General features: G+C 66.5%; 6 protein-coding genes. 2 read left to right on the plus strand and 4 right to left on the minus strand.

Annotation, left to right across the window (positions count from 1 at the left end):
- On the minus strand, positions 1 to 497 hold a 497-nt coding region (locus F3J14_RS32255; protein WP_166726372.1), incomplete at its 3' end, for a YbfB/YjiJ family MFS transporter.
- Between the two features lie 124 nt (positions 498 to 621).
- Between F3J14_RS32255 and F3J14_RS32260 the strand changes: the two genes are divergently transcribed.
- Positions 622 to 1,536: a LysR family transcriptional regulator gene (locus tag F3J14_RS32260; protein ID WP_166726373.1), complete on the plus strand. Its 915-nt coding sequence runs from the start codon at positions 622 to 624 to the stop codon at positions 1,534 to 1,536.
- A gap of 44 nt (positions 1,537 to 1,580) precedes the next feature.
- Here F3J14_RS32260 and F3J14_RS32265 read toward each other — a convergent pair whose 3' ends face one another.
- Together F3J14_RS32265 and alaS are read right to left on the minus strand one after the other, a co-directional pair.
- Positions 1,581 to 2,636, minus strand: a complete 1,056-nt coding sequence (locus F3J14_RS32265; protein ID WP_247682332.1) for a DUF6396 domain-containing protein — start codon at positions 2,634 to 2,636, stop codon at positions 1,581 to 1,583.
- Positions 2,637 to 2,897: 261 nt separating this feature from the next.
- Positions 2,898 to 5,522, minus strand: a complete 2,625-nt coding sequence (gene alaS, locus F3J14_RS32270; protein ID WP_166726374.1) for an alanine--tRNA ligase — start codon at positions 5,520 to 5,522, stop codon at positions 2,898 to 2,900.
- Positions 5,523 to 5,758: 236 nt separating this feature from the next.
- On the opposite strand from alaS, the gene F3J14_RS32275 reads away from it, so the two are divergent.
- Positions 5,759 to 6,979, plus strand: a complete 1,221-nt coding sequence (locus tag F3J14_RS32275; protein WP_166726375.1) for a CaiB/BaiF CoA-transferase family protein — start codon at positions 5,759 to 5,761, stop codon at positions 6,977 to 6,979.
- A gap of 81 nt (positions 6,980 to 7,060) precedes the next feature.
- On the opposite strand, the gene F3J14_RS32280 is transcribed toward F3J14_RS32275, so the two are convergent.
- On the minus strand, positions 7,061 to 7,609 hold the full coding sequence (locus tag F3J14_RS32280; protein WP_166726376.1) for an alpha/beta hydrolase: 549 nt from the start codon (positions 7,607 to 7,609) through the stop codon (positions 7,061 to 7,063).
- Positions 7,610 to 7,831: the final 222 nt, after the last annotated feature.

The raw sequence follows: 7,831 nt of genomic DNA on the forward strand, positions 1-7,831 counted from the left end.
TGCCCCATCAGCACGATGCCGACACCGGGCCCCGCGTAGATCACCCCGCTCCACTCGGGCGCGTGCAGCTCGGTGAGCCGCCGCAGCCCCCATTGCGACACGAACACGAACGTCCATGCACTGACGACACCCGCGACGAAGCGCACCACGAGCCACGCTGAAAGCAGATGGCCGACGCCCATCGCGGCGGTCAGCAGCACGGTGGCGGCGAGCCCGAAGCGCACCATCCGCGCGGGCGCGACCCGCACCGCCGCGCAGCTGACCGCGCCGACGAAATAGCCCGCGTAGTTCGCCGACGCGAGCCAGCTGCCGGCCTTCAGGCCGATCGAGCCGTCGGCGAGCATCAACGGCAGCAGCGGCGTGAACGCGAAGCGGCCGACGCCGAGCGCGACCGCGAGCCCGATCATGCAGGCGAGCGCGGCCGCGCGGGCGCGGCGGTCGGCGTCATCGGACGGGTGGGCGCCGGCGGCGGCACTCGGAGCATCGGAACGGGACATGGCGGCATGGGCCGCACGCGGTGTGCGCCGGCCGGAACGGAGATCGGAACGCTTGTATCGTAGCTTGACCAAAGGTTCTCTAAAAATGAATAATAAAGAATCCAAACATCTCCCGGAGAGAATCATGGACCTGGCGGCATTGGCGATTTTCCGGGCCGTCGTGCGCGAGAACGGCGTCACGCGCGCGGCGGCGAAGCTCCATCGCGTGCAGTCGAACGTGACGACGCGCATCAAGCAGCTCGAGGAGGAACTCGGCGCGGCGCTGTTCGTGCGCGACGGCCGCCGGCTCGTGCTGACGCCGGCCGGGCACACGCTGCTGCCGTACGCGGAGCGGCTGCTCGCGCTTGCCGACGAGGCGCGCGACGCGGTGCGCGAGGACACGCCGCGCGGGCGGCTGCGGCTCGGCACGATGGAGAGCACGGCCGCGAGCCGGCTGCCGACCGTGCTCGCGCGCTATCACCATGCGTGGCCCGACGTATCGCTGGAACTCGTGACCGGCACGACCGGCTGGCTGATCGACAGGGTGCGCGACTTCGAGGTCGACGCGGCGCTGTTCGCGCGTCCTCCCGCACCGGACACGCTGCCGGACACGTTCGAGACGGTGCCGATCTACCGCGAGGATCTCGTGCTGCTGACGCCGCGCGGCCATCCGCCGGTGCGCACGCCGCGCGACGTGATCCTGCCCACGCTGATCGCGTTCGAACGCGGCTGCACGTACCGGAAATACGTCGAGCAATGGTATGCGGCGCACGGGGTGAAAGCCGCGCGCGTGCTCGAACTCGGTTCGTATCACGCAATCGTCGCGTGCGTCGCGGCCGGCGCGGGCGTCGCGGTCGCGCCGAGGTCGGTGCTCGACCTGCAGCCGGAAACCGGCAACGTCACGGCCCACACGATCGCCGAACTCGAGGGAATCGACACGGTGCTCGCGTGGCGGCACGGTTACGCGTCGGCGGCGCTCGCCGCGCTGCGCGATGCGCTCGGCGAGGCTGCAAGGCAGCCGAGTGATGCCGTGAAACCATGGGTGGCGATGCCGGTTTGAGGTGGACGAGGTTAGCCGTCGTGGCAACCGCTCGCCACCCGCTGCTACTGCGGTTGCCTTGTGTTGGGCTCCGTTGAAAGCGCCACGGGCTTCGCGGCGTCGATCAGGCTCTGCACGTTACCGTCCCACTTGGGCAGAGACGCAGGCGGCAGCGGCAGTACTTCGTCAAGACTCGGAAGTTTGATGCGCCCCTGATAATGCTCCAATGCCCCCTTTAGTGCGCGGTATCTGTCAGCGCGCGCTCTATCAATGCCACCGGGAAGATTCCGACCATTCGCCAGGTTGAAGCCGTCAAATTCAATAGACAGCTTCGTTGCGCATTTTGCACTCCCCAGCTTTACCCCTTCTTGAAGCATCGTGAGAGCGCGTCGTTTTGCGTCCGTTGTTCGTGGACGCGCATAGACAAAAGATAATTCTTCAGCAGCATCTCCATAACCTTGCGCAACCGCACATTCAAGCATCCGGGTAGCAATCGGCAAATTTCCCCAAAACTCCTCATCGGAATCGTCATACGTCGCGTCGAGTTTCTCTCCGAGAAATGCCATTGCCGACGGACTGCCCATGTCTGCCGCACGCTGGAAGAAAGCATATGCGGTCGTCACATCACCTCCCTTGACAAAGCCATTCAGGTGATAGACACCCATCATGTCGTAGGCATCCGGCACACCCAGCTTCATCGCTTTTTCGATCCATTCAATGGCGACCTCAGGATCGTGCTGCGGCACGCCGGGATAGTTGCTCCGGATTAATGAGGCAACATTGAGCATTGCTTTCCAATGCCCGCGTTCGGCCGCCTGGACGTACAACTGATAGATCTTCGCGTGGTCACGCTTCTGGTAATACAGGTCGGGATCATCGAGCGCAAGCGCTTGCTGAAACCACACCTCCGCCTGCGGATCGATCGGCGGCACATGCTTTACTTGATATGTACATGTGAAACTCTTTTGATGCGGATCGAACCGCGGCAGTTTTTCATAGCGCGGATGATCTGACATCGCGGCAATCGGATCGATTTTCGATGGGGGCGGCGTCTCTGCACGTGCATTAACCGCTAACAGGCTCACGACAAGAATCACTCTGAAAGCAGCAATTATCGACATCAGATGGCCTCGATCACACAGTCCTGGAAGCGTAGGTCGACGACGGTACATAGAACCGAGCATGCTCCAGATTGCCCATTGTTCGCCCCTCCCTACACAGGTCCGTATCGTCCCACCTCCATCAAGAATTGCAAACATCAAGCGACAACTGTCCAACCGCACGTAAACGCAAAAACGACCCGACCGGCCAACGCCGATCGGGTCGTTTTTTTCATGTGATGCGATGGGGCCGGCAAGCCCGCATCGCATCAGCCGGGACGATCAAAGACGTTCTTCGACCCAGCCCTTGACGCCCGCGAGCGCGCCCGGCAGGTTCGCCGGTTCCGTGCCGCCTGCCTGCGCCATGTCCGGACGGCCGCCGCCCTTGCCGCCGACCTGCTGCGCGACGAAGTTCACGAGCTCGCCGGCCTTGACCTTCTTGCTCGCATCCGGCGTGACGCCCGCGATCAGGCTGACCTTGCCGCCTTCGACGGCCGCCAGCACGATCGCCGCGCTCTTCAGCTTGTCCTTCAGCTTGTCGACCGTCTCGCGCAGCGTCTTCGCGTCCGCGCCGTCGAGCGTCGCGGCCAGCACGTACACGCCGCCGACTTCGGTGGCCTGCTGCGCGAGCTCGTCGCCCTGGCTCGACGCGAGCTTCGACTTCAGCGCGCCCAGTTCCTTCTCGAGCGACTTCACCTGGTCCTGCACCTGCGCGATGCGCTGAGTGAGTTCCGACGGCTGCGCCTTCAGCGCGGCCGCGGCTTCGTTCACGCGCGCATCGAGTTCCTGCACGTAACGCACCGCGTTGTCGCCGGTGATCGCCTCGACCCGGCGGATGCCGGCCGCGACACCGCCTTCGACGACGATCTTGAAGAAGCCGATGTCGCCGGTGCGATGCACGTGCGTGCCGCCACACAGTTCGCGCGAGAAGCCGAGGTCGAGCACACGCACTTCGTCGCCGTACTTCTCGCCGAACAGCGCCATCGCACCGCCCTTCACCGCTTCGTCGTACGGCATCACGCGCACGATGCCCGGCGCGTTCGCGAGGATTTCGTTGTTGACGATCTGCTCGACGCGACGGATTTCGTCGTCAGTCATCGGCGCGTTGTGCGCGAAGTCGAAACGGGTCTTCTCCGCATCGACGAGCGAACCCTTCTGCTGCACGTGCGCGCCGAGCACTTCACGCAGCGCCTTGTGCATCAGGTGGGTGGCCGAGTGGTTGCGCTGCGTGCGGGCACGGCGGTGCGCGTCGATTTCCGCGCGCAGCACGTCGCCGATCTTCAGCGTGCCCTGCTCCAGCGTGCCGTGATGGCCGACCACGTCGGCCTGCACCTTCAGCGTGTCGGCCACCGCGAAGCGCGTCGCCGCGTTCGCGAGCACGCCCTGGTCGCCGACCTGGCCGCCCGATTCCGCGTAGAACGGCGTGTGGTCGAGCACGACGACCGCATCCTGGCCGGCCTTCACTTCATTGACGGCCGAACCGTCGACGTACAGCGCGACGACCTTCGCGTCGTCGAACGCGATTTCCTCGTAACCGTGGAACGTGGTTTTCGCACCCGTGTATTCGAGGCCCTGCGTGGCCTTGAACTTGCCGGCCGCGCGCGCCTGCTCGCGCTGGCGCGCCATCGCATCGTCGAATGCCGGCTCGTCGACCGTCATCCCGCGCTCGCGGCACACGTCGGCCGTGAGGTCGAGCGGGAAGCCGTAGGTGTCGTGCAGCTTGAACGCGAGCTCGCCGTCGAGCACCTTGCCGCCCTTCGCTTCGACGTCGGCGAGTGCGGCCTCGAGGATCGACATCCCGTGCTCGATCGTCTCGAAGAAGCGCTCTTCTTCCTGGCGCAGCACGTCGGTCACGCGTTGCTCGGCTTCCTTCAGCTCCGGATAGGCCGCGCCCATCTCGGCGACGAGGTCGGCCACCAGCTTGTGGAAGAACGAGCCCTTGCGGCCGAGCTTGTAGCCATGGCGGATCGCGCGGCGCACGATCCGGCGCAGCACGTAGCCGCGGCCTTCGTTGCCCGGAATCACCCCGTCGACGATCAGGAACGAGCACGCGCGGATGTGATCGGCGATCACCTTCAGCGAGTTGTTGGTGAGGTCGCTGATCTCGGTCACGCGCGCGGCGGCCTTGATCAGGTTCTGGAACAGGTCGATATCGTAGTTGCTGTGCACGTGCTGCAGCACCGCGGCAAGGCGCTCGAGGCCCATGCCGGTGTCAACCGACTGCTTCGGCAGGCGCGTCATGTTGCCCTGCGCGTCGCGGTTGAACTGCATGAACACGAGGTTCCAGATCTCGATGTAGCGGTCGCCGTCTTCTTCAGGCGATCCCGGCGGGCCGCCCCACACTTCCGGGCCGTGGTCGTAGAAGATTTCCGTGCACGGGCCGCACGGGCCGGTATCGCCCATCGTCCAGAAGTTGTCCGACGCGTAGCGCGCGCCCTTGTTGTCGCCGATCCGGATGATCCGCTCGGTCGGCACGCCGACTTCCTTCGCCCAGATGTCGTAGGCTTCGTCGTCTTCCTGGTAGACGGTGACCCACAGCTTGTCCTTCGGCAGCTGGTAGACCGTAGTCAGCAGCTCCCACGCGAAGCGGATCGCGTCGTGCTTGAAGTAGTCGCCGAACGAGAAGTTGCCGAGCATCTCGAAGAACGTGTGGTGGCGCGCCGTGTAGCCGACGTTCTCGAGGTCGTTGTGCTTGCCGCCCGCGCGCACGCTGCGCTGCGCCGTCGTGGCGCGCGAGTACGGACGCGGGTCCGTGCCGAGGAACACGTCCTTGAACTGGACCATGCCCGAGTTCGTGAACATCAGCGTGGGGTCGTTACCGGGCACGAGGCTCGACGAGCGGACGATCGTGTGGCCCTTCGATTCGAAGAATTTGAGGAATTTCTCGCGGATTTCGGCAGCTTTCATGGCGTGCGGGGAATGTCTGGCTGAGACGGCTTCAAACGCCGGCCGTCCTCGCGGACGCACGGCGGGCAAATATCGTAAACGATCGATTATACGATACCGACCGGCGGCCCAGACGGCAGCGGCCCGCCGTGCCGGACGACCGGCCTGGGCCACCCGTGCGGCCGATTCGCCTTAAGATGGTCGGCATGCCGATCCGCCTTGTCCGAAGGCGAGCCACGAAAGGAGACGATTCGACGATGGGTGCCCTGAGCCATATCCGCGTGCTGGACCTCACCCGCGTGCTCGCGGGCCCGTGGTGCGCGCAGACCCTTGCCGATTTCGGCGCGGACGTGATCAAGGTCGAGCGCCCTGGCGCCGGCGACGACACGCGCCACTGGGGGCCGCCGTATCTGAAGGACGCGGCCGGCGCCGACACCGCCGAGGCCGCTTACTACCTCGCGGCGAACCGCAACAAGCGCTCGGTCACGGTCGACATCGCGACGCCGGAAGGCCAGCAGATCGTGCGCGAGCTCGCCGCGCAAAGCGACGTCGTGCTCGAGAACTACAAGGTCGGGCAGCTCGCGAAATACGGGCTCGATTACGAATCGCTGCGCGCGGTGAAGCCCGATCTCGTCTACTGCTCGGTCACGGGTTTCGGCCAGACGGGCCCGTACGCGCATCGCGCGGGCTACGACTTCATCGTCCAGGGCATCGGCGGCTTCATGAGCATCACCGGCGAGCGCGACAGCGAGCCGGGCGGCGGCCCGCAGAAAGCTGGCGTCGCGATCGCCGACCTCGCGACGGGCCTCTATTCGACGATCGCGGTGCTCGCCGCGCTCGCGCACCGCGACCGCACGGGCGAAGGCCAGTACATCGACATGGCGCTGCTCGACGTGCAGGTCGCGCTGCTCGCGAACATGAACACCAACTTCCTCGCGAGCGGCAAGCCGCCGGTGCGCTGGGGCAACGCGCACCCGAACATCGTGCCGTACCAGACGTTCCAGACGAGCGACGGCTGGATCATCGTCGCGGTCGGCAACGACGGGCAGTTCCGCAAGTTCGTCGAGGCCGGCGGCCGGGCCGAGCTGGCCGACGACGAACGGTTCGCGACCAACCCGTCGCGCGTGCGCCATCGCGACACGCTGGTGCCGATCCTCGCGGAGATGGTGAAGACACGCGCCAAGGCCGACTGGATCGGCACGCTGGAAGCGGCCGGCGTGCCGTGCGGGCCGATCAACGAACTCGACGAAGTGTTCGACAACGAACAGGTGGTCGCGCGCGGGATGCAGGTGTCGCTGCCGCATCCGTGCGGCGCGGACGTGAAGCTCGTGCGCAATCCGATCCGGATGAGCGCGACGCCGCCCGATGCGCGCACGGCCCCGCCGCTGCTCGGCGCGCAGACCGAAGCGGTGCTGCGCGACATGCTCGGCTACGACGCGGCGCGCATTGCGGCGCTCAAGGCGAAGCAGGCGATCTAAGCCCGCGGGGACGTACGCGTCGCGGCGCCTTCGGCGGCGCGGCGGCGTGCGACCGGTGGCCGACGGCCAGTGAATCGATGGCTAGCGCGCGAGCGCGTCGAGCCAGCCGCGTGCGTCGGGCCAGTCGCCGAGCCCGCTGTCCGCGTTGAGGTGGCCGCGCGGGCCGAGGTCATGGAAGGCGCTGCCCCACGCATGCGCGCAGCCGCGCGCGAACGCGAGCGAGCCATACGAATCGTCGCTGCTCGCGGCCACGCAGGTCGGAAACGGCAGCCGTTCGTGCGGCACCGGCCCGAAGCCGTGCGCGTCGGCCGGAAACCCGGGCCCGGCCGGATCGGGCAGCGCGACAAGCAGCGCGCCGCGCACCTTCGCGAGCGCGGCCGGCCGCGCGTAGCGGGTCGCCCACCACGCGGTGGTCAGCGTGCCGAGGCTGTGCGCGGCGATCATCACCGGGCCCGGCGCGGCTTCCACCGCGCGATCGAGCGCGAGACACCAGCCGTTGCGGAACGCGCGGTCCCAGTCGGGCATCGCAATGCGCACGAAACGCGCGTCGGCGCGCTCCCAGCGGCTTTGCCAGTGGAACGGACCGGAGTTGCCGTAGCCCGGCAGCACGAAAACGGGAAAGTCGCTCATGGAGGATTCGTCGACGAATGAAGTCGTTATGTGACGTCGACGAAGTGTCGCACACCCGCTCCTCCCTGATGCTGCCTGTCGAATCGCGGAAGGGATGTGCGATGGGGCGATGCATAGGCCGGTCGTGACGCGTGGCGAACGCCGTCACGACCGGCCGGCGCGCATGCGCGCCGGCGTCGATCAGCGCACGCCGGCGCCGACCAGGCCGCCTGCCGCCGCGCC

The organism is Burkholderia sp. Tr-862 (genome assembly GCF_011753085.1).
GTDB lineage: Bacteria > Pseudomonadota > Gammaproteobacteria > Burkholderiales > Burkholderiaceae > Burkholderia > Burkholderia ambifaria.

Excerpts from the sequence above, each read along its gene's own strand:
- F3J14_RS32260 (WP_166726373.1), top strand. The coding sequence starts at position 622 with ATGGACCTGGCGGCATTGGCGATTTTCCGGGCCGTCGTGCGCGAGAAC.
- F3J14_RS32265 (WP_247682332.1), bottom strand. The coding sequence starts at position 2,636 with ATGTCGATAATTGCTGCTTTCAGAGTGATTCTTGTCGTGAGCCTGTTA.
- alaS (WP_166726374.1), bottom strand. The coding sequence starts at position 5,522 with ATGAAAGCTGCCGAAATCCGCGAGAAATTCCTCAAATTCTTCGAATCG.
- F3J14_RS32275 (WP_166726375.1), top strand. The coding sequence starts at position 5,759 with ATGGGTGCCCTGAGCCATATCCGCGTGCTGGACCTCACCCGCGTGCTC.
- F3J14_RS32280 (WP_166726376.1), bottom strand. The coding sequence starts at position 7,609 with ATGAGCGACTTTCCCGTTTTCGTGCTGCCGGGCTACGGCAACTCCGGT.